The 24,270-nt window shown below is 38.0% G+C and carries 23 protein-coding genes and 2 pseudogenes; 14 read left to right on the top strand and 11 right to left on the bottom strand.

The window, feature by feature from the left end; all coding sequences use genetic code 11:
• Window positions 1–241: 241 nt before the first annotated feature.
• Together PGLA_RS26390 and PGLA_RS26385 are read right to left on the bottom strand one after the other, a co-directional pair.
• Window positions 242–1,443, bottom strand: a pseudogene (locus tag PGLA_RS26390) (IS110 family RNA-guided transposase).
• A gap of 249 nt (window positions 1,444–1,692) precedes the next feature.
• The gene (locus PGLA_RS26385) at window positions 1,693–2,385 is read right to left on the bottom strand and encodes a DUF1295 domain-containing protein (protein ID WP_068538178.1); all 693 of its coding nucleotides are present in this window, start codon (window positions 2,383–2,385) and stop codon (window positions 1,693–1,695) included.
• A gap of 142 nt (window positions 2,386–2,527) precedes the next feature.
• Here PGLA_RS26385 and PGLA_RS26380 point away from each other — a divergent pair, with 142 nt between their 5' ends.
• Together PGLA_RS26380 and PGLA_RS26375 are read left to right on the top strand one after the other, a co-directional pair.
• Window positions 2,528–3,136, top strand: coding sequence for a TetR/AcrR family transcriptional regulator (locus tag PGLA_RS26380; protein ID WP_068538177.1), 609 nt, complete (start codon window positions 2,528–2,530; stop codon window positions 3,134–3,136).
• A gap of 309 nt (window positions 3,137–3,445) precedes the next feature.
• Window positions 3,446–3,736: a hypothetical protein gene (locus PGLA_RS26375; RefSeq protein ID WP_068538176.1), complete on the top strand. Its 291-nt coding sequence runs from the start codon at window positions 3,446–3,448 to the stop codon at window positions 3,734–3,736.
• 405 nt (window positions 3,737–4,141) lie between these two features.
• On the opposite strand, the gene PGLA_RS26370 is transcribed toward PGLA_RS26375, so the two are convergent.
• Window positions 4,142–5,413 carry an IS110 family RNA-guided transposase gene (locus PGLA_RS26370; RefSeq protein WP_068538175.1) on the bottom strand — a complete coding sequence of 424 codons (1,272 nt, stop codon included), beginning with the start codon at window positions 5,411–5,413 and terminating at the stop codon, window positions 4,142–4,144.
• A 274-nt stretch (window positions 5,414–5,687) separates the two neighbouring features.
• Here PGLA_RS26370 and PGLA_RS26365 point away from each other — a divergent pair, with 274 nt between their 5' ends.
• The gene (locus tag PGLA_RS26365) at window positions 5,688–5,960 is read left to right on the top strand and encodes a hypothetical protein (RefSeq protein ID WP_068538174.1); all 273 of its coding nucleotides are present in this window, start codon (window positions 5,688–5,690) and stop codon (window positions 5,958–5,960) included.
• 618 nt (window positions 5,961–6,578) lie between these two features.
• Here PGLA_RS26365 and PGLA_RS26360 read toward each other — a convergent pair.
• Window positions 6,579–7,058 (bottom strand): L,D-transpeptidase, encoded by a 480-nt coding sequence (locus tag PGLA_RS26360; RefSeq protein WP_068538173.1) that lies wholly within the window; start codon window positions 7,056–7,058, stop codon window positions 6,579–6,581.
• A gap of 248 nt (window positions 7,059–7,306) precedes the next feature.
• On the opposite strand from PGLA_RS26360, the gene PGLA_RS26355 reads away from it, so the two are divergent.
• Window positions 7,307–8,173 carry a hypothetical protein gene (locus PGLA_RS26355; protein WP_068538172.1) on the top strand — a complete coding sequence of 289 codons (867 nt, stop codon included), beginning with the start codon at window positions 7,307–7,309 and terminating at the stop codon, window positions 8,171–8,173.
• A gap of 391 nt (window positions 8,174–8,564) precedes the next feature.
• Here the strand turns inward: PGLA_RS26355 and PGLA_RS27230 are convergent.
• Window positions 8,565–9,922 (bottom strand): IS3 family transposase gene (locus tag PGLA_RS27230; protein WP_145939688.1). Its coding sequence is split into 2 segments (ribosomal slippage): window positions 8,565–9,469 and window positions 9,469–9,922, totalling 1,359 coding nucleotides; the frame shifts between segments, so codons are not numbered across the junction.
• Window positions 9,923–10,116: 194 nt separating this feature from the next.
• Entirely contained in the window at window positions 10,117–10,527 is a 411-nt protein-coding gene (locus PGLA_RS26340; protein WP_068538169.1) for an HNH endonuclease, read from the bottom strand.
• A gap of 450 nt (window positions 10,528–10,977) precedes the next feature.
• Between PGLA_RS26340 and PGLA_RS26335 the strand changes: the two genes are divergently transcribed.
• From PGLA_RS26335 to PGLA_RS26300, 8 genes are all read left to right on the top strand, one after another.
• Window positions 10,978–11,343, top strand: coding sequence for a WG repeat-containing protein (locus tag PGLA_RS26335; RefSeq protein ID WP_068538168.1), 366 nt, complete (start codon window positions 10,978–10,980; stop codon window positions 11,341–11,343).
• Window positions 11,301–12,509: a WG repeat-containing protein gene (locus PGLA_RS26330; protein ID WP_161488005.1), complete on the top strand. Its 1,209-nt coding sequence runs from the start codon at window positions 11,301–11,303 to the stop codon at window positions 12,507–12,509. The genes PGLA_RS26335 and PGLA_RS26330 overlap by 43 nt, the downstream gene beginning before the upstream one ends.
• Before the next feature lie 488 nt (window positions 12,510–12,997).
• Window positions 12,998–14,239, top strand: a complete 1,242-nt coding sequence (locus PGLA_RS26325; RefSeq protein ID WP_068538166.1) for a copper amine oxidase N-terminal domain-containing protein — start codon at window positions 12,998–13,000, stop codon at window positions 14,237–14,239.
• 261 nt (window positions 14,240–14,500) lie between these two features.
• Window positions 14,501–15,148 (top strand): DKNYY domain-containing protein, encoded by a 648-nt coding sequence (locus tag PGLA_RS26320; protein WP_068538165.1) that lies wholly within the window; start codon window positions 14,501–14,503, stop codon window positions 15,146–15,148.
• Window positions 15,149–15,300: 152 nt separating this feature from the next.
• Window positions 15,301–15,948: a zinc dependent phospholipase C family protein gene (locus PGLA_RS26315; protein ID WP_068538164.1), complete on the top strand. Its 648-nt coding sequence runs from the start codon at window positions 15,301–15,303 to the stop codon at window positions 15,946–15,948.
• A 198-nt stretch (window positions 15,949–16,146) separates the two neighbouring features.
• Entirely contained in the window at window positions 16,147–16,635 is a 489-nt protein-coding gene (locus tag PGLA_RS26310; protein ID WP_068538163.1) for a GNAT family N-acetyltransferase, read from the top strand.
• A gap of 199 nt (window positions 16,636–16,834) precedes the next feature.
• Window positions 16,835–17,194 carry a VOC family protein gene (locus tag PGLA_RS26305; RefSeq protein ID WP_068538162.1) on the top strand — a complete coding sequence of 120 codons (360 nt, stop codon included), beginning with the start codon at window positions 16,835–16,837 and terminating at the stop codon, window positions 17,192–17,194.
• A 24-nt stretch (window positions 17,195–17,218) separates the two neighbouring features.
• A complete protein-coding gene (locus tag PGLA_RS26300) occupies window positions 17,219–17,680 on the top strand; it encodes a GyrI-like domain-containing protein (protein ID WP_068538161.1) in 462 nt (153 codons plus the stop codon).
• Window positions 17,681–17,954: 274 nt separating this feature from the next.
• Here the strand turns inward: PGLA_RS26300 and PGLA_RS26295 are convergent, their stop codons facing one another.
• From PGLA_RS26295 to PGLA_RS26280, 4 genes are all read right to left on the bottom strand, one after another.
• Window positions 17,955–18,356: a hypothetical protein gene (locus PGLA_RS26295; protein ID WP_068538160.1), complete on the bottom strand. Its 402-nt coding sequence runs from the start codon at window positions 18,354–18,356 to the stop codon at window positions 17,955–17,957.
• Between the two features lie 207 nt (window positions 18,357–18,563).
• A complete protein-coding gene (locus PGLA_RS26290) occupies window positions 18,564–19,532 on the bottom strand; it encodes a tyrosine-type recombinase/integrase (protein WP_068538159.1) in 969 nt (322 codons plus the stop codon).
• On the bottom strand, window positions 19,514–20,647 hold the full coding sequence (locus PGLA_RS26285) for a tyrosine-type recombinase/integrase (protein WP_068538158.1): 1,134 nt from the start codon (window positions 20,645–20,647) through the stop codon (window positions 19,514–19,516). Before PGLA_RS26285 ends, PGLA_RS26290 begins: the two co-directional genes overlap by 19 nt.
• A gap of 12 nt (window positions 20,648–20,659) precedes the next feature.
• Entirely contained in the window at window positions 20,660–22,120 is a 1,461-nt protein-coding gene (locus PGLA_RS26280; protein WP_068538157.1) for a tyrosine-type recombinase/integrase, read from the bottom strand.
• Between the two features lie 306 nt (window positions 22,121–22,426).
• Here PGLA_RS26280 and PGLA_RS26275 point away from each other — a divergent pair, with 306 nt between their 5' ends.
• Window positions 22,427–23,287: a hypothetical protein gene (locus PGLA_RS26275; RefSeq protein WP_145939686.1), complete on the top strand. Its 861-nt coding sequence runs from the start codon at window positions 22,427–22,429 to the stop codon at window positions 23,285–23,287.
• A 115-nt stretch (window positions 23,288–23,402) separates the two neighbouring features.
• Window positions 23,403–23,597 carry a helix-turn-helix domain-containing protein gene (locus PGLA_RS26270; protein WP_068538155.1) on the top strand — a complete coding sequence of 65 codons (195 nt, stop codon included), beginning with the start codon at window positions 23,403–23,405 and terminating at the stop codon, window positions 23,595–23,597.
• 272 nt (window positions 23,598–23,869) lie between these two features.
• On the opposite strand, the pseudogene PGLA_RS29910 reads toward PGLA_RS26270, so the two are convergent.
• A pseudogene (locus PGLA_RS29910) lies at window positions 23,870–24,039 on the bottom strand (IS256 family transposase); the annotation flags it as partial.
• Window positions 24,040–24,270 lie beyond the last annotated feature (231 nt).

The following is a 24,270-nucleotide window of genomic DNA, read 5'->3' as shown; positions in this document are numbered from 1 at the left end:
TAACGGGTAAGTTGAGCCACGCGGATTGAGGTTAAGATTTATTGAACTAACGGGACACGTTAGTGGAATAGCGGTTGCTTCGGCAGCCGTTTTTTATTTGTTCAACTATACCAGCTAATAGCTTGTCAATATTTAATTATTAATGAAGAAAACGAAGGGTGCTATACTAATAAAAACGCATAACAAATAACCGTCCCATAGAATTTGGGAAGGCCTTCCTCGATATCTAAATGTTACTTATTCAGTCGACGCAGAAAGGCTCCTTCTTGGTCAATATCGCATAAATCCAATGGATCAGTTTATTTACACATGCGATCACGGCTACTTTAAACGGTTTACCTTCTGCTCGCTTTTTGTCGTAATAAGCCCTAATTTTCTTATTACGTGAGCTTCGCAAACCACATCGCACAGCTTGATATAAGGCTGTCCGGAGTCTCCTGGAACCGCGTTTGGTGATTGTATTTCGGGTTGCTGTAAACTTGCCGGAAGAAAAGACACTTGGATCAATACCGGCAAACGCAACTAGTTTCTTTGCATGATCGAACCGATCGATTTCTCCGATCTCAGCTAAAATTGTTGCAGCAATTTTAGTACCAATGCCGGGTATCGATTGGATTAAATCATACTCCAGTAATTCTTCAGCCAGGGCCTCTATTGATTTATCAAGTTTCGCTAGATGCTCCTGATACTGAAGAAGTAAATTAATAAACAGCTCCAATGAGATTAAATGACTCGGAAAAGCGGTCTCCCTGAAGGGATTTCGCTCTGCTGCAGCCATTAGTTTCTGTGATCGTTCCAATGACCACCGGTTAGAGGCGACATGTCCAACAAGGCGTTGTATGTTCGCTGTCACGTTTTCCTCAGACATCGCTAGCACCGATTGAGACGTTGGATACTGAGCTAGGAAACGAAGTGACACCTTAGAATAAAGGTCACCAAACACGCCGTGATACTCCGGAAAGACTTGATCCAATACCGCTTGAAACTGTAACTTTGCCTGGACATACATTTCAGTCAGTGACTCATGTTGCCGTGTCAGGTAACGCAGATTCATCAGATACTGACCCCGTTTTTTGTAAGGCTCCAGCTCTTCTTTGTAGACAATTCCCCCAGTTGGTGTGCGTCAGCAACATCCGTTTTCACTTTACGCAAATTCATCTTTTTTGCTTGGTGTGAAATTAACGGATTGATAACGATATACAGATATTGATGCTCATTTAGAAACTGTATAACTGGACTATGATAATGACCCGTTGCTTCCAACACAATGGCAGGACGCTGTCCAGCAAAGGACTCCACGTTTTGAGCATAACGAAGGAAGGACGCTAATCCCTCAAGATTGTGCTTGAATCGAAAGGTCTTTCCGTAGGGCGTTCCTCGATCTGAAAAAGCTTGTGCATGACTTTCCCCTTTAGTGACATCCAATCCAATGACAGGGTTCATTCAACCACTCCCGATATTATATTCGCCGGCAACCCCTAACCTTCTTGTCGTCCACATTATCGCATGTGATTCGGGATCATTGTCCCAACCAGCCTAATCATGGTTTAACAAGTAGGGGGGATGAACTGTATAGCTCTCGGGATCTAGCTCCCACGGGCAGAAACGTTCTATCCCCGGCTACCGCTATCTTACGACCACACAAAAATGAGGTCTACCAGAAAGATCTGGTGACCTCATAATACGATACAGTTAATAGAAGTAAGGAATAAATGTTTTTGTTTTTTTACGGTAACGTTCGAAATCATCGCCGTACTTCTCAGCAAGGTGCTTATCCAGCATCGGAATATTGTAGAATGCGAAGAAACAGAACAACCATAGTGGCACGAGCAATGCCCAAGCGTTCCATGCGACGAATGCCATCGCAAGCACCCATAACACATCGCCGAAATAGTTAATATGGATCGAATAGCGGAAGTAGCCGCCTGTGTACAGTTTTCCTTTATGTTCAGGATTTTGTTTCCATTGATGACGAAGCCATTCGGCATGCGAATTAAAGAGTGAACCTATGACGAAGATGACGACAAATACAATGTCCCATCCGTTCAACGGCTTGTTATGGGTCAAGCTGAGAAGAGGAATAACGATATAATACAACGAAAAAGCCGTCGGAACACTAAACGCCTCCTGCCATGACATAGGTCTTCTTAAAAGAAAAAACATCGTAAATTTCATCCGAACGAAAACGATTAAAATAAGGATGAATAGAAGCAAATTCCGTCCTGAGTCACCATTCGTTAAGTTCCAATGAAATACACCATTTAAAACCTCCGCGCCATCAAAAAAAAGCAGCCAGCCGGCAATTGCCAAAATAATCGTCTCTAGCATGAATAAGGTAAGGCGAGGATACCAATAGCCCGTGTTTTGATTGTACAGAGTTTTCATGTTGCGCCTCCTAGTTTTGAAATTAGATTAGATACTATTTCAAAACTTATTATAGCTCAACTTTATTTGATTCGCTATATAATTTTGAAATTTGACATCGCGATAGTTTAAAATTAAAGTTGGATAGTAGGGGTGATCGCAATTGAACGGATTTGAGAGACGAACGGAACAGAAGAAACAGCTTATATTAGCCATAACGAAAGAGAAGCTGAACCATGACAGGTTTCATAGAGCAACGATTAAAGAAATAGCCAAGGAAGCAAAAGTATCTCAAGTATCCATTTACAATTATTTCGGGAGCAAGGACGAGCTGTTATTTGAAGCTATCGGCGAAATGATGGAGGAACAGTTGAAGAGATATGAGCATTTATTAGAAGGCCAGATGTCTTACCCAAAGCTCATGTATACGGTAATGACGGAGGAAATGAAATTTGTTAAGGTCATTAATGACTGCATGAAGCAATCTGCTGATATTGTTGCGATGCAGGAGAGAGTGGATCGGTTTCTGGAGATGAAGTTCATTCCGTTTCTGCTGAGGCTTATTCAGCGTGGGCTGGAAGAGCAGTATATGGCAGAGGGCTTGAGGGAAGACGAACTGCTCTTTTATTTCAACATGTACCAGAAAGCGATGAACCAATTCCAAGAGACTGACCGTTCCGATCATGCTGTTATTTCCGAAGAACGCTTTATTCAATTTTTCTTCAAAGGTCTTATGGGCGATATGCGGGTTGCTAAAATAGAAAAGAGGTAATTCCAGTACCAATTAGGCTTTTCTTTATTTATGTAGGAACATTTGTGTCAATGAAAAATGCACAAATGTTCCTACATTATCGTTATTTGACGCAAAGTTACCTACATTGTGGCGATGTTGGTTTATGTAAAAGCAATCATGTTATGCAAAATTTTAGTCGCACTTCATTGAGCTAACGGGCAGTTTAGTGCAACAATTACAATCCAATTTCGTCATATAGTGGGGAACAATAAATGGGTCAAAAACTTACTTAAACATGTCTGTTCAGATTCAAGAAACAAACGTTCTTTTAAGAAAAGGGGCAATGGAATGAGCAAAAAATTTGTTTTAATATTACTTGTATTAATAACACTTTTAAGTGGGTGTCAACGCACACCAAAAGACGGAAATGTGAAAGTAACAGAAGAACAAGCCAAGTTCATTGTCCAGCAATATCATGAAAAGAATAGTACATTTGGTGAGATCAGAATAATTTCGATAAAACACATAAATAATGAGTACGAAGTAAAATGGGATAGAGAAAGTAATTGTGAGAACGGGACAGATCATGTTAATGACAAAGATGGGACTATGGGAACAAGTGAAGTCTCTATCTGCTAAACGCATTTTAGTCGATTGAACTCCCTCGGTACGATATAGTTTTCTCATGAATGCTCGCTTATTCGCAGGATTCCGCCCGGTTGGTAAGGGGTGAAAGACCAAAAGAGGAACTCCGTGTTAGAATTCGGCAACATGAAGGCGCACGGGAATAGAGGGGAATAAATATTACCCATACAATTCCATTTTATGCACGCATTCTCCACGATGCCCTTGGAGGCTTTCACTCCCATGTCTCAACGGGTCATAGCCCTCTCATTCCTTCGTTACACCTATCCAAGGGGTGGAGGCCGGTCTTGCTAACGGTACGGGTCGGTGCCCTTTGGTTTAATACATCCGGTACTCCGTGCTTTCTTTGAAATCCTGCGAATAAGCCAAAACTCGTACAACGAAACGGTAGATTATCGGTTAAGCTGCTAGCTGAATAGGCAACGTTTTAGGAGGGTTGTAGGCTTCGCCGCGGCGAGCCATCCCAACAAGTATTCGAGCTAGTTTGCCACACAGTTTCATAATGGACCTCATTTTCTTCATCTTTTTTACCTGTACATTGTAGGCATGCATAGCTTTGAACTCTGAATTGTTTGCTACTAAACTCATGGTCATCATGAAGATGAAACGACGGAGGCGAGATCGTCCGCGTTTGCTAATCTTCATTTGTCCGGTCCATTTGCCTGAACTAGCTTCTGCGAGGTTTAGGCCAGCATGACGGAGTAAGGCATTCCCATGAACATAACCGCTCAAATCCCCCGCCTCACCTAGAATACCGGCTAGTGAAATAGCACTAATCCCTTTGACAGCAAGCATAGATTTTGCAAAAGGAATCCGTTCCAAAACGGCAACAATCTCGGTTTCTACCGTTTTAAGTTGCAGGCAAGCAAGGTCGTACTCATCGAGAAGTTGCTTCAAGTGAAGTTTGTAGGCATGAGGTGCTTGCTTAGTGCCAACAGAACGGCTAGCAAAAGAGATAAGAGCTTTGGCTTTTCGTTCACCAGAATGCCGTTTCATAAGCGATTTCCAACCTTGTAGGATGTCTTGAGATTGAAGTTTATACAGTTCTTCGGGTGTAGGAAAAAGACGAAGTGTGGCCAATGAACCGGTACACATGATGTTCTTGAAGACTTGTCGCAGTTCAGGGAACACAATGTCGACCCAGCGATGGATTTGGTTCTTCGTACTAACGAGTCTGGTTACGACAGAGTCGCGGTTTGAGAGAAAGACACGTAGTTCCTCAAATGCTTCAGGTGTGTTGCGAATGAATGAGTAGTAGCCGTTTTTGACCATGTCTGCGATGACTAGGGCATCCTTTTTGTCGCTCTTAGAGGGTGTATTATCGCGGTTCTCTTTATTCTTTTTCACAAGATGTGGATTAACTAAAACGACTTCAAGCAGACGATCCGAGAGCCAGTTGGATAGGTTAAACCAGTAGTGTCCGGTAGGCTCCATGCCAACAATAGCCTCCGTTAAAGCGTGAGTGGATTGCAACATTTGGATCCACCGAAGAAGGAGTTGAAAGCCATCTTCATCATTGGAGAAGGATAGGGGGTTACCGACCACGATTCCTCGAAAGTTAACAGCACGAGCGACATGTGTTTGCTGGGCGATGTCAATCCCGACGACCAGATGCTGGTCGGTAATTTTTTCAATGAGTTGATTTTGTCTGTCCTGCGATTTAAACTTCATAGTAGAGCGTCCTCCTGGATGATGGGATTTTAAGGGCTATGACCCGTTGCGTACTCCCATCGTACCGAGGCGCTTGTTTTTTTGCAAAGCTGATAATTAACGCTCTACAGGAGTGCTAACGGGCAGGATAGTTTAAACGCTTCGCGAATAACTCCAAGTATGGAATTAATTGCGAAGTTCGCAAATTAATCGTTATACACAATTACACAAACACCTGAAACCATTTCTAAACATAATCGTAGCATATTGTAAATAAATTGCATTGAGGTGAAGTATGAAAGCTTTTGATTACTTAAGAAGAGCCTATTATAAGCTTAGTTATTATTATCAGAAATTTCAATTGATTGTAATGTCTTTTGTAGTTGTTGGAATAGTTGATTATTTTTTTATTTACGAGATTTTCGTTTCATTATCAGCATTATTTCCTGTTTTTATTTTAGAAATTGCTCCAGTCATTATTATCATTTTATCAATATTTATTATTCGAGGAATCGTTAAATTTATAAAGAAGATGAAAGAAAACAAACACTTACTATTTTTATTCTAACAACAAATTATCATATTAAGAAGCTTTGACCGTATTTCAAGGAGTGTGCAACATCGTATAACACGATATTCACGCTTCTGTTCATTGGATTCTCCCATAGCATTTCGAGGATTTAAGTCAGTTTTTCATTAAGCTAACGGGCAGTTATGCGAAACAAATCCTTTAAGAATGGAATTAACAAGTGTTTAAAAGAATTTTTCGCTTTATAAATGTGCTGGAATAGCGTAGGGCAGCTCATCGAATACTGCTAGAAAATAAATACATAATTGATTATTAATTTTTATATGTTATCAAAAGTGCTTAGGTCGAAGGGGACGTTACAGCTGACTTGTATTCTATAGGTATCCATCTAACTACATTAAAATAACTGAGAACAGCAGCCATGAGCATTATTGCCAGAGATTGATACATCAGTAGTAGAAGAATAAAGCGAGCTGCTGAACTAGGATTCAGGTGCTCGCTTTTTATTTATTTTTGGAGTGGAAAGAGTGGGAAGCTATCAGTATACTTGATTTGCTTCGCGTTTTAAACATCATCTGCCCCTTTATAGTGGATTAAAGAAAAAGAACATGATCAGTTCTTGGAGGCAATATATATCCGTCGAAATAAAAGTATTTGTTACACGTCTGTGATCATCACTTTACCACTGCCCCCGCCGGAAACAACGATTGCCTCAATGAGTTTCTTTTGGTCCTCATTCGAAACACGAATGCAGCCATAGGTCGCTTTTAGGGGATACCACTCCTTACTGCTGTCCGTTTCCGGATCGCCGCCGTGAATCAGAATATCCTTGCGACCGTTGTCCTCGGCAATTTTTGCATTTCCCATAATTGCAGGGTATAGCATCACACGCTGATATGGGCCATAGGTTGATACATCGGGGCTGGCCTCTATAATGGACGCTTCGTATTCTCCTGTTGGTGTGTCCGCGTTTTTCAGTTTCCACAACCTATGGTCGTGCCCGTTTTCAGGTTTGTTCGAACCTCGTCCCAATGCCGGGACTGGACCGAATATTAAGGTATCCGAAGAATCGTATAGTTCCAGTGTGCCATGTTTATCCCGATCGCTCGGAAATGTGGCGGAAATACGATAGCTCATCGACATCTCCTCCTGTGTAATATCTGAAGTTCCATCCTATTATTCTCCACATGGTTTGGCAGTATCCAGGATATTCTTATCAAGTCCGATTTACGGAAATCAGTATTGCATAACTAGATCAAATGCTTGTTAAAAAAGGGGTACATTTGTGAGGACTATAGAAGGTACAAAAATGAAAAGGAATAGTATCTAGATTATTTGAAAAACTAAAAGAAGTTTAAATTTAATTTAAGGAGCCAGCTAAAGATATGGGTTTATCAATGAAAAAAATACGGAAAGCCGCTAGTAAAGTCGTAAATAAGGTTGACGAAGCAGCTGCTGCCGCAGAAAGAGCAGTTAGAGAGGAAGCAGCTCGAGCAGCTGAAGCTGCTGCAAATGAAGTAAAGAGAGCAGCTGAAGAAATTGCCAGACAAGCTGCCGCGGCTGAACTCAAAAAGCAAGCTGAAGCATTGGCAGAACAAGCTAAACGTGTGGAAGAAGAATTGAAAAATCAAGCCATTGAAGCTGCCCAAAAAGCCGCTGCTGAATTAAATAAACAGGCTGAGAATTTAGTAAAAGATCAAATAAAAAGTGCATTGGGTGAAGTGGTCTCTAATATCAATGATTTATCTGAACAGGGACAGTTATTTGTTAAACAAATTGAATCGGAAATTCAAAATTTAATTGAATTAGCTAACATTGATGCTCTAAAAAGAAAACTGTTAGAAAAAGCAGAACAACTGAGTGAAGAATATTTAAAAAATAAAATCGAACCAATTGCACAAGCCATAACATTAACCTCAGTACCTGATGTGAAATTGGATCTATCCACTACATCAATAAAAATAGAAGTTTTTGTTTACTTTCTTCTTAATGAGACTGACGCAAGTGATCCTTTAACAAATGCCATTGCTGTACTTACAACAGATCTAGAGCAAGAAATAACTAAACTAGAAGCACCTCAGGTTGACGTTCAATTTAACTTTAATAGTAATAAACTTGAAAACAAAATAATTGATATGATCAAAGAAAAGATTGATAAAGAGAAAGATAAATTGATTCAAGGTTTCTTAAAATCTTTCTTCTCTGATTACTTTGCTGTATTTGATAAGATAATAAACTTAATTCCAAAATGATTGCCAATGTCAGAATATACTCACTGACAAAAACAATGGATGAATAATGTAGCAGCTATAAGGGAACGCGCCGATGATCACCACCTAGTCAGCGTTGTCGCAACCGAGAGCCTTTCAGTCAGTAACTTTGAAGGGACTCTGATTATCTTTGAAAGATATTCAATTTGGAGCTTAAAAAAGTATCTAAATTGAATGGAGGGATTGAAATGCCTGAAATCTTTCATTGATGGTGTTGAACCCTACGATAAATTTATTGAGCATCTAGATAAATTTCTAATGATATAAAATCTAGAAATAAAAAAAATTAGTATTGAATTAACGGGACACGATAGTTCAAAAAACCGCCTTTATTGAAGTGAAGTGACCCCTTAAAGTTAGACAGGTTATATAATTAGGCGACTTGTTGGGCCTGAGTTCGGTACTGTACCGGACTCAGGCCTTTTAGTTTTGCCTTAATGCGCTTGTTGTTGTAATAATCGATGTATTTTGATAGCTCTTGTTTAAAATGTGCGATACTTTCAAATTCCTTTAAATAAAGAAACTCAGATTTCATGATGCCGAAAAAGTTCTCAATGACGGCGTTGTCGTAGCAGTTACCTTTACGGGACATACTTTGCTTGATGCCGCGTTCTTCAAGGGCATGACGATACTGTTTCATCTGATAGTGCCAGCCTTGGTCAGAATGAATAAGAAGTTTATCTTCATCTGTTAATCGACTAAATGCTTTATCTAACATCGTTGAAACCAGCGAGTAGACCGGTCTTGAACCGATCGTATACGTAATGATTTCGCCATTATATAAATCGAGTATTGGAGATAAATAGAGCTTTTCTCCAAATAATTTAAACTCTGTAATATCCGTAACCCACTTCTCATTTGGCTTCTCAGCGTGGAAGTTACGTTCTAATAGGTTCGGTGCAATTTTGCCAATCGTCCCTTTGTACGAACGATATTTCTTCATACGTACCAAGCATTTTAATCCCAATACCTTCATCAAACGTTGTACCTTTTTATGATTCACATGGTATCCACGATTCACTAACTCGTCGCGTATACGACGATAACCATAGCGCCCTTCATGCTCTTCATAAATCGCTTGAATAACGTTTTTTAACTTAGCATCTCTGTCTGGCATACTAAACGTTTTCACCACGTAATAATACGTGCTACGAGGGATATCTGTTAGTTGTAGCAGTGCTTTCACCGAAAATCCGTTCCTTAGTTCATAGACTACTTGAGCTTTGTCTTGTTTGGTGATTTTTCCTTGTTTTGAACTAAGGCATTCAACTTTTTTAAATATGCATTCTCCATTTGTAAACGCTCTACCTCTGCATGTAAGGCCTCTACAGACCCTTCTACTAACATTTGATTCTTCCGTTTATTAGATTCTTTTTTCATGGATGAGCGCCCCTTTTTCTTTGGTTGTAGGGCGTCCACTCCATGTAATTCTAAGCTTCTTTGCCAGCTTAAAATGGTACTATGACTCGCAATATTAAATATCGCAGCCGTTTCTCTAGCAGACGTCCCGAATTCGTTCATATAATTAAGTACGTCTAGTTTAATCTGTACAGAATATGATGTATAGCCCTTTTTAAAAGCTTCTTCACCATGATGCTCATATTGCCTAATCCAGTTTGAAAAGACAGAATGGTGAAGATATATGGATTTTGCGATGGTTTTCAAACTGTCTGATCCCTTTTTATAACGCATAACGGCTTGTATTTTTTCATTTGTACTGAATCTGGTCATAAAAAACTGCACCTCCAATAGTAAGTTAGTGTCTAACAATTGGGGTGCAGTTCATATCAAGAGGCGGCTTTTTTTTTGTTGAAAATCAAATTTATAGAATACACTTAAAGGTAGGTTTCGATCTGCTAAACAATAAATTCATCGAAAACAGGCAAAAGATAAAAAACACCTCAAGACGGTGAAGAGTACTTACATCAGTTCGCTCGACGATGGTTATGTTTAGCTTTAATGATGCGGTAACAGAGCTTTAAAGAATTCGGCACGGAAAGTACTTTTTCTAAAAGATAGGAGAACGCTGAACGATTTCCTCGTTTCGTGTTGCATTCAATGCAAGAGGCGAGTAAGTTTTGGGGAAGATCTGAGCCTCCTTTGCTTGAAGGGACAATATGATCTACAGTCGTTGCGGGACGTCCACACCACAAACAAGTGTAATGATCCCGTTTTAATGCAGCTTTTCTATACTCTCGAAATGAGAATGGGTTGTAAAGTAATTGGATTGTCTGCTCGTCGATCCAGATGGCACGGGCTCGATTAACTTCCCTCCAAGCCCGGTGAAGTAAACATGGGGTTAGTTTTTGGCCATCCACATTGAGCACTCTTATCATAGTTAATCGCCTCCTAAGGCTAAAGTTAGTATAACCACACACAATTTGATTATTTGATACGTAGATATGTATGTTGGAGACGAGAGGAGTATCGGATAACTTTAATACCTTAACAGTTCGATAATGTCGAAGAAGCCTTGTATGAGAAAGCATCCCTGCAAGTGTCCAAAGAAAATAAAGTGTTGGACTGAAAAATAAAGCATTAGACTCAGAAAATAAAGTTGTAGACTGGCAACGCCCCAGCAAGCTCCAATGGAAGAATGGAATTACTTCCATAATCCGTGGTGCGGCGCTTGCGCTGCATGTGTGGCTAACGGGCAGGTTTGCTCATTTATTTTCTGCTGGCAGGTGGAGAAACGGAAATCTACATTTCAGGGAAATGTTGACCGATATTATATAGTGATGCTTCAATAATCAGATATAAATGATAAGCAAATTGGAGGCTGCTAAATGAAAAAAAACCACAAAGCATTTATAACAGTTTTTATTATTTTTTGTTTCGTCGCTCCAGTTGCGAATGCACAAATCAGCAGCAGTGGAGTTGATTCAGTGAAGGAGAACAAATATTTGCCATACGATGATGTGGGATTTTTTAATGAGGGGCTAGCAGAGTTTTGTAATTATGATGAGAAGCAAAATGCTTGTGGTTTTCTCGACAGAAATGGTGAAGTTCTCATTCCAGCACAGTACGAGTCGGTTACTTATTTCTATGAAGGACTTGCCGGTGTAAGTGTAGATGGCAAATGGGGCTATATCAAAACAGGCGTGGCAAAATGGTTATTCAACCTCAATATGACGAGGTTGCGATACCAATAAAGGACGGGGTCATTCAAGTCATGAAGAATGACAAATGGGGATATGTCGATAAGAAAGGAAAAGAATTGATTGCCTTACAATTCGATGAAATTAACAACTTTGGGGAAGGTTTGGCGCATGTTCTACAGAATGGCGAATATGGTTACATAAACAAAGCAGGCGAATTCGTCATTCAGCCACAGTATGCTGCAGCATTTCCTTTCACTGAAGGATTAGCAGCTGTTTCTATAAATGAGAAATGGGGCTACATTGACAAGAGGAATCAAGTTGTAATTCCATATCGCTACGACTACGTTTATCCTTTTACATTTGGTCTCGCTGCCGTTGAATTGGATGGGAAGTGGGGGTTTATTGATCATTCTGGCAAAGAAATAGTTACACCTCAATATAACTATGTAAGTTATTTCAAGGATGGGTTAGCAGAAGTGGGTAGAAATGGTCTTAATGGCTTCGTAGATCGGACTGGTAAAGAAGTTATCAAACCTCAGTATGAAACCGTTTCAGCTTTTTCTGATGGTCTTGCGCTTGTCAGTACGAGAGACGAATACGGCCTTCCAGTACAAGGGTACATCAATAAATACAATCAAAGAGTAGTTGGTTTCAATTTCGGAGCTTTCAATTTCAATGGAGGACCTTTCGAAAATGGTAAAGGAGTTGTCTCAGACAACGGAGAGGGGACTTATTATATTGTTGATAAGCCTTCCGTGAAAATGAATGTTCACCCTGCAACTTTCCGTTTGATGGTAGACGGGGAGAAGGAGAATGTCCAGGTGTTTGAGATTGATGGCAGCACATATATGAAACTACGCGACCTCGCAATGGTGCTAAATAATACTAACAAATCATTTGAGCTAGATTACAATCACGAATCAGGAATGATTTATCTTACTACCCAGAGTCGATATACACCGGTATCTGGTGAGCTTGCCATGACATTACTCGATAAGCAGACAAGTGCTACTGAATCGGATATTGCTCTAGAAATCAATGGTGATTATCTGACTATGGACGCATACACCATTCAGGGGAATAATTATTTCAGACTATCTGCCATCGCCCAGGCGCTGAATGTTGGAATAACCGAGGATCCGAATGGACGTGCGATTAAGATCGATACTTCTTCGGAATTCTTATCCAAAATGAATTGGTACAGTTGGGGCTGGTGAATGAGTGAAGGACATCTGCTCAGATCACTAACTTAAATTATTTCAGGGAATAAGACAAATGTAGTGAACAGCCTTTTCTTGAACTAACGTAAGAACGATAGTTGAATGATAACAGCGGCAGTCTAAGACTTTATTTATCAAGTCTTGGTCCGCCGCTGCTTCGTTTAATGGATCAGTCTAATACTTATTTTTCAAAAGCTGAAGATTTTTCAATTTTAAAACTGCGTTAAATCAAAGACTCCAGTCTAATACTTTATTATCACCGAACAGCAAGGCTTTTTTTGATTTTGGCTCTGTTAAAACTCGATGTTGATTTTATCATTAAGCTAAAGGGCAGGATAGTTTAATGGGAATATCCATAGTATGGACTATATGGTAAGGTAATAAGATCAATATTAGGTCGACAACGCAATAAATACATAAAGGGAAATTCTTACTTAAGGAGAATACTGTATATAAAACACATTAAAGTGAATAGGAAGTGTTATATGATTAGAAAATCCTTAGTTTTGCTGCTTAGCTTTTGCTTTCTAGTGACTACTCAGCTTTTTTCAGGAGTTGCATCTGCTGACAAATCGATTCAATTGTATGTAAATAGTGTGAAGATTGCTGGAGTTCATCCGATCGTGATGTCGGGCGTTATGTACGTACCATACCGCCCATTTTTTGCCGCCTTAGGATTTGAGGTTGCATATGATACTGATACTCGGCAAATTTCAGGGGTCATTAGAGGCGCTGAAATCCAATTCTGGGCCGGCGAGGATATTATTGAGTATGATGGCAGGGTGACTTACTATTTAGACAAAGCGATTCCTGTTTTTAATGGACAAGTTTATCTTCCTCTTCGTTTGGTTAGTAACTTAGCTAAATATTCTATTAATTATGATAAATCTAATTTAACTGTTAGTTTGAAGCCATACGGATTTGGTGAAGAAGCTGCTATACAAGATCTTCTTACGAAGTACTTCGAAACGTTTAGTCCCCGGTTGTATTCATCTGACAATCTTAAATTGGGTTATATGAATCTTGATTATGATTACGAAGCCAATAAACCAGTCAGTGAGATCAAAGTTCGAGACTTTAAGGTGACAATTGATTGGATTGAATACACTTCCGCCACTGAAGCACAACTCCAAGTAACGCATATCAAGAATTCAGAAGTATTGAATCAATCAGATGTGTATCTCTTCGACGTTCGTTATGAGCGTGGACAATGGAAGATCGCAAATGAAGCCTCAATTTTTAATCGTATGGAACTTCCAGTTGACATCGATAAAAAGGCTGCGTCTATTATGGAAAATCGTTACAGCGAGCAGAATGCCGTCTTGTCGGATCTGAGAACCTATTATAAAGCGTTAAATGAGGAGAATCTAGAATTCACGGTTCAATATACGGATCCTTCATTTATTAAAGAATGGAATGATGTAGTATTCGGTTCTCTAACATGGGACAGTTCAATGAAGGGGCACTTTTCTTATTCCGACTATAGATATATTTTATTAGACGAACGAGTCGTTTACCTTGGAGAGAAGGAAGCTGTCGTCCAAGGTAAGCTTGATTTTAGTACAGGTAAAGACGATGAAGGGGCAGATAATTATATATATGAAGCCCTTATTTATTTGAAATATGCTAATGGTCACTGGACATATAGTGAGTACATCAATCTCGACCAAGACTTTGATGAACGAGTTGATTCAGCGGGCAATCCTGCCAAGCTAAGTGGGTGGTGACAGAACGAATCTGCGCTATGCGCCTAAAACCTTTCGTGTTCGCGAATGGAAACGTTATAGGAAATCAGAGAAAAACAATAAATTCTAATAATACTCATGGAAGGGAACTTTCCAGTGGTAACGGTGGAATAGAAATGGCAGCTCGAACCTCGTTCAACTAACCGGCAGTAGAGTACGATAACCTAAACGAATATGTATTAAATCAATGTTACACATCTATGGCCTTTGTTTCCTTACTATTAATTAGAATGAGTGGTGTTAATGAAAAAGAAGTTAGTAATAACCGGAATTGTTGTTTGCACCCTTACTATAAGTTTATATTTATGGTTCTCGTTCAAACCGGGATTTGTATATGAAAATGGAACATGGAATTATGTTTCCTATGATGAGGGCGCGGGCAGAAGAATTAATCCGATCAATGTACAAAAGGATGAATTCAAGGTTTTAAAGTACAGTGATTTTGCAAGAGATAATAACAGTGTGTTTTTTAAAAACCATAAAGTAGAAGGGTCTGATCCGGAAACCTTTAAAATTATTAGCACCGAAGGCAGATATCATTACGCAAAAGATAAGAATAATGTATATATTTACGTTAGTAATGACTGGTCAATATTTAAAGTAATCAATGCAGATCCAGATAGTTTTGAAGTTCTGGAGTATCCTTATTCAAAAGATAAAAACGACGCTTATTGTGGTAGCTTACCACTTTTTGTAGATGATGTTTCTAAAATTGAAGTCATCGAGAGAGCACGTTTTTCAACTCTGTCTTCGTTTGACAGCTTCTTGGGTAAAGAAAATGACCCGAAGTATGGGTTTATTACTGAGAGTGTTATTTATTCTGAAGATGGAAAAGCAAAAACGGATAAACTTACTTATATAGGATATAAATTAGTGGAAGATAAAAGATAAAGAATAAGTAAGATTAAAAGTTATTGAAGACAGATACTGCTGAAACCCATACCATTCATTCAACTAACGGACAGTATAGTTATATGAAAATGTATCAATGTGATAATATATTTACAATGATATACATTTTAATGCAAAAAAGGAGCTTACTTATGCCGTTACCTCTAGTACATATGTGTATTACAGAACGTATTTTTAGACAAAAAGGTATGGAAGTTAATCCTAATTTTTTGTTAGGGAGCATTGCCCCAGATGCAATTCACATGAGGGAGAACACAACTAGGGAGGATAAAAACAAAACACATTTTAATATAAAGGAAGACTATACAATCAACGAATTCTTTCAAAATAAGATGCGTCCTTTAATTGATGATTGTCCTGAAGATGATCAATGGACAATGTTTGCGAAAGGATATGTTTCGCATGTATTAACGGATTTGATTTGGACTCAAACGATCTACGATGATTTTAAAAGGAAAGTAGCTATTGAACAAATTGAAGACATACGCACCTTGTATTATGCTGAGACTGATCAAATCGATTTTAATTTATTCAGGAATGAACATTGGAGGCCACAAGCATGGGAAGCTTTACTTAATTGCCCCCCTGTTTCTATCCCAAACATGTTGACACAAGAAGAGGTGGAAAAGTGGAAAAAGAGAATCCTCGACTGGTATACTCATCCTGAAAAAGAACCGTGTATTGAGCCGAAGTACATTACTGAAAAAAGTGTACGCTCTTTTATAAAAGACACTTCAAGCCAACTAATCAGTCTATTCGAACAGGCAAAATACTTCTAAGATAATGTTCCCCTATCGGATAGGCAAATCGGTAGCCTGTTAAGCTAACGCAGAACGATAGTTCAATCACATGAGGGCTGCTAAACGGCAGCCCTTCTTTACGCTAACGGGCAGGATACTAGAATAGGTTGAATTATTTGGTGAATAATATTAAAGTTGAAAATATAAATTTTTTTTAGATATCGGGGGAAAGAAACTATGCAAATTCGTGAAATTGAAGAAAAGGACAATAAAAAAATAGAGTTAATAATTAAACACTCATTGGAATCATTTAATCTAAACATTCCGGGAACGGCATATTTTGACCCTCAACTGAGCAGATTGGCACAATATTACAAGGAACAATCAAATTCAAAGTATTGGGTTGCAGTGAATGAACAAAATGATGTGGTAGGCGGTGTGGGGATTGCACCATTTGGGCAGGAACCGGGAAGTTGCGAGTTGCAAAAGCTATACATTACGCCCGAAGCTCAAGGTAAGGGTCTGTCGAAGGATCTTATGAAAGTAGCACTCGACTTCGCTAAAGAACACTATACACACTGTTACTTAGAAACATTGAAGAAACTTCAAGCGGCAAATCTCCTCTACATCAAATTAGGTTTCCAACAACTCGAAAGACCACTAGATGGTTCAGAGCATAATGCTACGGACGCTTGGTTTATAAAAGATTTATCGTTTTTGGGTTAATGCAATCTTAAGAAATATTTTATTAAACTAGTGGGAAACGATAGTTGAATGACACACATTGATGAGCGGGTGCTTCGGTATCCTGCTCTTTTTATTATCCTAACGGGCAGGATTATTCAATAACTAGCTTGTCTATCTGGTTAAATTTGGTGTACACTTAAGGGAACATAGGTTCTTATTAAGAAAGGGTGAATGGTTCATGTGGAAAAGAATAGAATGTGTTGCGATATATACAGAAGACATTGAAAAGTCAGTTGAGTTCTATCAATCGTTAGGTCTAACAAAAGCTTGGGAAGCATTTCAAGACGAAGAAAAACAATGGAAACTTATTGGTATGAAGTATCCTGATGGTAGCTCAGAGTTGGTGTTAAAGAACAACCCTAATTTGAAGTTTGCTGAAACTGAGATTGTTGTTGAAGATGTTCGGGAGACTTACGAATCATTAAAATCTAATCCTGAAGTTCAATGGATTCGCACTCCATTCCCTAATTCTTTAGGTGGTCATGTGGCTGTAATGCAAGCTCCAGACGGAAATGTTTTTGTTTTAGTAGGAAAATAAAGTAGTAGAGAAGGGGCGTTAAATATGGAATTTAAAGAAATTATAAAGAGTTCATTTGTGTTAGTAGGTTTTAGTGCGGCAGGAAAATGGAGTGGCGATATTGTTCATCCAATTCCAGAACTATGGGAAAAATCGTATAAATTTATCAGTGAAAACAATGTAGATAAAATAGTAGGAGTATGCCTTCCTCCAAGAAGTGACCATTATTTCTATACCTGTGGAATTGAGATAGAGTCTGTTGATTTCCACAAAGTTGAACAAGGAATGACTTTACATACCTTTCCTACACAAAAATATGTTGTATTCAAACATATTGGTCACGTTAAAGAAATTCCAAATACTTACGGGGAATTATGGAAAATATTTGATAAGGAAGGATATAGAATAAAAGAAGGAATGCCCGAAATTGAAATAGTAGACACTAATATGTACGAGAAAGAAGAAACAGATGAATATGAAATGGAAATTTGGATACCTGTTGAATAAGGTAGAATCTTCTTCAGCTAACGGGGAACTATAGTTCAATAATGAGAGAGCTGCCGAGAGGTAGCCCTTTGCTCAACTAACGGGTAGCTCATTCCCTTTTTGAGATAGAGATTGACTGCCTTTTCTTAAATGCAACATCGTAAGTCTTCCTAATTTCGCCCATAAAAAAATCCCCCTTATAGTAGACAGATTAATCGGCTTGCTTTTTTCTGTCTACTATAAGGGGGAGCATATCATAGTAGGGATTGCTTCTTAATTAAGATGCATCCATTTCCTAGTTCCTCTGCTTTATTGTTAATCCTAGTTGAGTAACGCAGTTGGACATCGTAATAAGTTTGTTTTGCATATCGTGGATAGACTTAGATAATTGATTTAACAAATCGTGAGTATCTACTGAAGAAGACTGCAAACTCATATATTCTTTCTCAAGCTGGGTCTCCATATATACAGTGATTTTCTCTTTAATTGTTAGTAATTCACTTTCATACTGTTGCCGAACTACACCGTTCCATCGAAATGCACTAGCGGAGGGACTTCTGCTGAGCAATTGGGCAGCTTCTTCAAAGGCTTTTGTCTGCGTGCTCCCTTTTTTTATATGATCCAGTACAGTTGTTGCTAAAATCATATCATCCGTATTACTCCAAGCATTTTTTCGTTCTACCTTTTGCTTGTCCATGTTAACTCCTTTTTTATAAAAGTGTTTTTTTCAATATTCTCTTTACTATGGGAGCTATTTGATATAACATTTTAATATCATCCCCAGTATTATTGCCCATTCCTCATGGGCCAAAAGTGGCCAACCTGTGGTCCAATTACTATCTCCCCAGATATTCTAAATGCTGATGTAAATATAAACCATTGGCTAATTACACAGTAGCGCCTATTAAGGCTTCCCATTTTTCTTAGGCATAGATATGGTGACGACAACTTGGTCGAGTAATTCAATAGACAGTTGCACTGGAGGCAGGTAACGAAGTGTTGTTGCACTAGACTTATGTCTCAGCTGTCTTTTGATTGCGCTCAATGAAATACCGTTTAACTGCATTAGGTAAGCAGTGGTATGGCGTAAACAATGTGGAGTTATATTTCTTGTGATTCCAGATTCTATCATAATTTTTTTGACAAAGTGCGTTAGCATTCGATTGGAAAATGGTTTTCCATTTTGGAAAAAGACATGTTTGTTTTCAGTTCTAACCCATACATCAAAAGATGGGTGTTTGAAATATAATTTCAACAATTCTGCTAAGACTGTAGGCATATATACAACTTCTGCGGTTGTCTTGTGACCTTTGTTAATATGAATTACGTTACGTTCAAAATCAATTTGTTGATGGGTCAATTCCACGACTTCTGAATTACGTAATCCTGTTGTTAACATGGTTAAAAAAAGAATATAACTCATTTTCGTGAAAGGGTCTGTCTTCTCCGCTGTAGCCAGTACTGAACGACATTCTTCAAGCGAAAGAGAGCGATCAATGATTTTCCGAACATAGTATTTATTTCGAAAGTGTTTCATAGGATTGGTTTTAATCATACCAATATCAAAAAGAAAACTGAAAAACTGTTTCAGATAAATAATGGTATTGCATAATACACCTGTGCTATTTTTTTGTTCTTCTTCAAGGTAAAGAATGTATTTGCTAATGAAGCATTTATCGATCGGACTATAGTCATGCGATTCTGTGTAATAGTAGAATCTATCAAAGTCTAAATGACCTTGGTAGCCGCATTTAATGAGATAAGATTCGAATCTACGTATATGATAACTATAGACAACTTTTGCAGATTCTTTTAAATCAGAGTAAGCTCTCCAATTGATGTAATATGGGGAGTCTAATAGGATTCTTGACATAATGTATTCATCCTTTGTTGTAGTTTTTTCATTTCTTCCATTGCGATGGGGTTTTTGTCAATAACTTCTCGAAGCTGGTAATCAAATAACTTAAGGTATTCATCAGTAGTTTCAATTGATTTATGACCTAGAAGCTTACTTATCATATAAATATCAACTCCAGATTCTAAAGCATAGAGAGCAAAGCTATGTCGGAAACTGTGCACGCAAAATAGATTTTTATTTTCAATAGATTTGGCTTTGTTAATTAGATCTTTTACTATATATTGAATTGCACGCGGCTGTAGATGAGTTTTGCCAAAATCTTTAGAAAATATATACAAATTTCTGTATTCTTCTAATGAAAGAGTTTGGCGACAGTAGCTATACGTGAACTCGATATAATCTGTCAGGATAAGTAATGCCAAGCTGCTAATCGTTCGTTTTTCTTTCTGATATTCTTTCATTTTAGGATATATCTTTATTTGTTGTGTTGTCGGTAAGACATCACAAATTTGAAGCTTACATAATTCGCTTAACCGAATGCCAGATCCCATAAAGACCCAGACAATTGCATGGTTGCGAAATCCATGATTGCTTAGTTGAGCAAGATTAAGTAGTTCAGCGAGCTGAATTTTTCTGAAGGCTTTCGGTTCCTCATCTTCAGCCTCAGGTCTTAACCTTAATGTGTTTTTGTAATCATCTAATGATTGATGGAAATAGTGACCCAATGTAACCCTGAGAAAAGACCGAAGGAACGCTTTTTTCTTTACCATTGTGTTAGATCCTTTGTATCTCGATAAGTATTTCATTATAATTTGGCGATCAGCTGATTGCTTTAAGCTGGGTTGGTTGCAACCATATTGAGAGGAAACAAACCGTTGATACTGAGATAGTTCTGAACGATAAGTCTTTTTCGAGGAAGTACTGTAATATTGGTAGGTTTCACATTCGATGAAATAATCACCTGCTTCTTGTAGGGATACATCCTCTTCTATGACGGGATTCTCTTGTAAGTTAGTTAGACCGATTTCGACCATTACTTGTTCGAAAGTATTTATGCCATATTGTGAAATGGCTAGCTGTATTTCTTCTCGTGCAAGTTGAAGTTTCGATTTGGATTGAATAATACTCATCGGTATGTCCTCCTAAAAATAATTAATTTTATTTACAGCATCGGGTAGCTCGTTATTGCGGTGAATATAACGGGTTGTCGTTTCAGGTCGCTTGTGTCGTGCTAAATGCATAAGCAACTGAGGAGGACATTTAAGCTTTGACAAGGTAGTGATATAGCAGTGCCGGAATATATGTACTCCTCCAGGATAACTCCAGCCGGCAATGAGAGCATAAATCTTATACCACTGATACAGATTTTTCATAAATCTTTTTGAAGAGGTATTGAAAATATTCCCTACTAATCGATCTTTTTTTTGCAGGTCGGTTAGCATATCGACAAGAACAGCTGGTAAGGGGAGCAAATCGAACTGGTTGCCTTTTCCATGCACTACAATTGTTTTTGTGGATAGGTTAAGATCTTCCCACTGAAGCCTGCCAACTTCTTTTATTCGTAAACCTAAATAAACCATGAGTGAAAACGCAGTGATGTGGATCTTTGGTGAGGGTGAATAAGAGTTCACGACTCTAAAGAATTGCTGAAGCTCTTCATCTGTTGGGAGGTCTCTTTCGTGGTGCCTTTCAAAAGAAATCGCTTTTACTCCTAGGCAAATATCTTTAGGTATTAGCTCTAATTGGGACAGAAGGCCAAACCAAGCGCGTACATAATAAAAGATATCACTCGCTTTGTGGTCCCCTATGTATCCGTGCTGATATTGTTTGATTAAGTACTGCTTATATGTTGTGAGATCCGAAGATTGAACCAAAAAAATTGGAATGGTCTCTGGTGAATAGGGATGAAAACGTACTAATGTTTGGTGAACCCATATTAGAAATCTACTGCAGCTATGCTTACAGAAATACAGTGTGTACTCACTCACACCTTCTTCTTTTAAAGAAGTTATATATCTATCAAGAAGTGGATGAGAGATCAATTTCATTGCCTCCTGTTTATTAGCTGTAACGGATAACTGTTGACTTGGGAAACAGCGGGAGAATAAGGTTTTAAGTAGTTGTTGCTTATCGATAGAAATTTCATTCTTACTCAGATAGTCAGTAAACATACTTTCCTTTAAGTGATCGTCTCCTAGCAGGTGAATGGAAACCTCAGCTTTTGAAGAACAAAAGCTGAGGAAATCAGTGACAAAAAGTATATCTTGGTAGAACGCATAAGCTTTTTTTCGTTTCTTTTCGTGTAATAATCTTAGTACATGTAAAGACGAAATCTTACCTGTTACGAGATGATCCCATAACCAGTCTTGAGGATTCATTCGTTCTGGTGCTGTTACGTCTATGAGTTGCTTTGGAGTACGATTTAAAATTGTATTCAATAATTCTCCTCCATTTTCTAAAGTAAATGATTTAATATCATTATGAACTGAAATGAAATTTTCTAAACTTGTAGGCGAAATCTTTTGCGTGGTTGAAGTAGACCATGCAATAGGTTTCGTGTTCTTCCATAATTCGAGTAAATTAGCTGAATTGATGTTTTCCAATTGTATTTCTCCTTTGTATTGAATAAATTACAATTTACGTTTTTTATATAGTTTGGGTTTTAGGAAAGGAGGGGATATTGTGAAGACTGATGCCCGTCTTTATATTTTTAGGTATATCTTTAAAAAAGCGATTCCCTATAACCTCAAGTATTTTATTAAACACGTAAAATTGTTAACCAGAACAAGAGTTTTGAAATATCTTGTTATTAGTAATAACCTTGTCTGATTAAGAAAAACCTATGCTACGAATTTGTAGCAACATTCTAATCGGAAGCAAAGTGAATTACGCTAATCTTGGTGATTGCAATGTATAAGCCAAGATCTGGTGAGAGTTATAGAAAGCCCCAGCACATGAGATATTATGAAGATTTTATTACAGGCAAATTAACTGAAGAAATTGAAGAAAAATATAAAACTTGGTTTGATAAGAGTCAGGAAATCCTGTCCGGGTTAGAGTTCAAAAGAATCAGTAAACGATATCTTCAAATACTAATTGAAGAGCAATATACAAACAGTCATTTAATAGATCGGGAAGATTTTTGGTATGAAATACCGGAAATTAAAAAGGATATCAAAAAATTTAATTTGTTTTTACGTAGTCTATCCGTAAAAACACGAAGAAAAGTGCTGTTAAATATGGCCTCAACGGGTATGACTTGGAGAGATATTCGCGATTGCTTTGGTATTAATCCAACGCAGCTATCTGCCTTTGTAAAAGACAACGCAAAACTGGGCTATAACTCTATTTTTTTGGCCTGTATTGCACTGTTATGCAGAGTTCCAATTAGTTGGCTTTTAGATGAGAACCCAGATGATGAATGGGATATTGGTTATATAAAGATGATTCCAAATAGAATCTTATCAAAGACTGAATTCATAAAAATCCTTCAAAACATTAATGATGAGGATATGAATAAGCATGTTGTGAAATGCGTTGTATTAAAAGAGCAGGGGGTCACTTTAAACCTTCGATTAGAGATTAACTCTGGAGGATTCATGATCGAAATTCTTAATAATGTAATCACGGGGCAAGAATTATTTATTATGAGTAAAATACTTGAACTTTTTGATTGCAATTATGGATATGAAGAAACTGTTATTTCAAATCGGGTTAACGTGACTTTATATTCAGAAATGGTGGAACTTCCAATTGAATTTCAAAAATAAGTGATATCTAGCTACGGATTCGTAGCATAGATATAGGAAATAGAAAAAAGGCAAACCTATAATATAATGGTTTGTCTTTTTTTGTTTATGATTTTGTGAATGGAGGAGTTCCTAAATGCAGGGTAAAGTAACATACACCGTGATTGAGCTTTCGGAATTACTAGGAATTTCTACAGACACCGTGTATACAATGGTACGAGAAAGGCAAATACCACATCTAAGAATCCGAAGAAGAGTTATCTTTTATAAAGAAACTATAGAAGAGTGGTTACGGACATCGAATAACAATGTAAACGCTAATGAGAAATGAGCTTTGTTTCTGACTGTATGATCATTAAAACATAAATATAGGTTTATCACCTTGCTAACCTGAAAGTTGACCAATAGGCAGAAAAAAGAAGACACCCGTAGGTGCTTTGTGAGGGAATGCACCAAAATAGAGCATGCCTTTCACGGCTTATAAATTGCAAGGGAAACAGAAGCAATTAGTCCCAATCGAAGAGTTGCACTTCATTGGGAGGCTGTTCATTCATATTGTTTTTCTTTGGATGGTTTGCGCCCATTGTCGCATGTTCTAAGAAGGTTCTTGCCTTTACGGCTATTCGTTGTCTGCTTATATTCTGTATGTCGTGCTTCTGGTAGCCCAAATGAGCATCCATCTCATCTTCTAGCCCTTCTTGCAACGTCTCATCGAATAACTCTTTCAATGCATTTTGAGAATCCTCTGCAGATACCAAATTGTTCTCTTCAATGAACTCTCAAAGCTGCTGTTTCATCTATAATCACATGTGTTCTCCACTACCTTTCGTATATTACAATTAGAATGGGTTTAGAAGTTTACACATCTATTTTACAGACTCAAAGGATTAACTCCAATATAACTTTCTGTTTAATGAAACAAATGAATCACTCGCGATACATGATCTACATCTTCCTAAGGAACCCACACTGAAGCATCTGATGCATGTATCTTGGTACGTTCA

The sequence above is a fragment of the Paenibacillus glacialis genome, assembly GCF_001637205.1.
In the GTDB taxonomy this organism is placed as follows: Bacteria; Bacillota; Bacilli; order Paenibacillales; family Paenibacillaceae; genus Paenibacillus_AQ; species Paenibacillus_AQ glacialis.
The sequence above is the reverse complement of the archived record's forward strand: the minus strand, read 5'-3'. Positions and strand labels throughout refer to the sequence as shown.

Bases quoted from the DNA above. Each gene is read 5' to 3' on its own strand.
- PGLA_RS26385 (WP_068538178.1), bottom strand. From the start codon at position 2,385: ATGAAAACTCTGTACAATCAAAACACGGGCTATTGGTATCCTCGCCTT.
- PGLA_RS26375 (WP_068538176.1), top strand. From the start codon at position 3,446: ATGAGCAAAAAATTTGTTTTAATATTACTTGTATTAATAACACTTTTA.
- PGLA_RS26370 (WP_068538175.1), bottom strand. From the start codon at position 5,413: ATGAAGTTTAAATCGCAGGACAGACAAAATCAACTCATTGAAAAAATT.
- PGLA_RS26365 (WP_068538174.1), top strand. From the start codon at position 5,688: ATGAAAGCTTTTGATTACTTAAGAAGAGCCTATTATAAGCTTAGTTAT.
- PGLA_RS26360 (WP_068538173.1), bottom strand. From the start codon at position 7,058: ATGAGCTATCGTATTTCCGCCACATTTCCGAGCGATCGGGATAAACAT.
- PGLA_RS26355 (WP_068538172.1), top strand. From the start codon at position 7,307: ATGGGTTTATCAATGAAAAAAATACGGAAAGCCGCTAGTAAAGTCGTA.
- PGLA_RS26340 (WP_068538169.1), bottom strand. From the start codon at position 10,527: ATGATAAGAGTGCTCAATGTGGATGGCCAAAAACTAACCCCATGTTTA.
- PGLA_RS26335 (WP_068538168.1), top strand. From the start codon at position 10,978: ATGAAAAAAAACCACAAAGCATTTATAACAGTTTTTATTATTTTTTGT.
- PGLA_RS26330 (WP_161488005.1), top strand. From the start codon at position 11,301: ATGGTTATTCAACCTCAATATGACGAGGTTGCGATACCAATAAAGGAC.
- PGLA_RS26325 (WP_068538166.1), top strand. From the start codon at position 12,998: ATGATTAGAAAATCCTTAGTTTTGCTGCTTAGCTTTTGCTTTCTAGTG.
- PGLA_RS26320 (WP_068538165.1), top strand. From the start codon at position 14,501: ATGAAAAAGAAGTTAGTAATAACCGGAATTGTTGTTTGCACCCTTACT.
- PGLA_RS26315 (WP_068538164.1), top strand. From the start codon at position 15,301: ATGCCGTTACCTCTAGTACATATGTGTATTACAGAACGTATTTTTAGA.
- PGLA_RS26310 (WP_068538163.1), top strand. From the start codon at position 16,147: ATGCAAATTCGTGAAATTGAAGAAAAGGACAATAAAAAAATAGAGTTA.
- PGLA_RS26305 (WP_068538162.1), top strand. From the start codon at position 16,835: ATGTGGAAAAGAATAGAATGTGTTGCGATATATACAGAAGACATTGAA.
- PGLA_RS26300 (WP_068538161.1), top strand. From the start codon at position 17,219: ATGGAATTTAAAGAAATTATAAAGAGTTCATTTGTGTTAGTAGGTTTT.
- PGLA_RS26295 (WP_068538160.1), bottom strand. From the start codon at position 18,356: ATGGACAAGCAAAAGGTAGAACGAAAAAATGCTTGGAGTAATACGGAT.
- PGLA_RS26290 (WP_068538159.1), bottom strand. From the start codon at position 19,532: ATGTCAAGAATCCTATTAGACTCCCCATATTACATCAATTGGAGAGCT.
- PGLA_RS26285 (WP_068538158.1), bottom strand. From the start codon at position 20,647: ATGAGTATTATTCAATCCAAATCGAAACTTCAACTTGCACGAGAAGAA.
- PGLA_RS26275 (WP_145939686.1), top strand. From the start codon at position 22,427: ATGTATAAGCCAAGATCTGGTGAGAGTTATAGAAAGCCCCAGCACATG.
- PGLA_RS26270 (WP_068538155.1), top strand. From the start codon at position 23,403: ATGCAGGGTAAAGTAACATACACCGTGATTGAGCTTTCGGAATTACTA.